The sequence below is a fragment of the Colwellia sp. BRX10-9 genome (assembly GCF_014077405.1).
In the GTDB taxonomy this organism is placed as follows: Bacteria; Pseudomonadota; Gammaproteobacteria; order Enterobacterales; family Alteromonadaceae; genus Colwellia_A.
In genome coordinates this window covers 1-356 of the sequence record NZ_JACGVV010000126.1, presented here as the reverse complement: position 1 = coordinate 356, position 356 = coordinate 1, and the positions used below count along the sequence as shown (strand labels likewise).

General features: G+C 42.1%; 1 pseudogene. It reads left to right on the top strand.

What is annotated here, in order from left to right:
• Positions 1-78: 78 nt before the first annotated feature.
• Positions 79-356, top strand: a pseudogene (locus H4J69_RS19740) (transposase); the annotation flags it as partial.

Sequence of the window (356 nt, the reverse complement as noted above, 5' to 3'; positions counted from 1 at the left end):
AGACACTCATCCTAAATTGAACAAGTTTTCCCTTTGTACTACGCTAAAGTAATCAAGCTACTTTATCTTAGGTGAGTTATGGCCACGCCAAGGAAGCAACAAATCAGTTTAGTAGACACACCTTATTACCATTGTGTGGCGCGTTGTGTTCGACGCGCTTTCTTATGTGGTGAAGATACCTTTTCAGGTCAAAGTTTTGAGCACCGGCGAGGTTGGGTGGAAGACAAACTGCATTTTCTAACGCAAGTCTTTGCGATTGAGGTTTGTGCCTATGCGGTGATGAGTAATCACTATCATGTGGTGTTATTTATTGATGAAGAAAAAGCGAAGCAGTGGACAATGACTGACGTACTTGT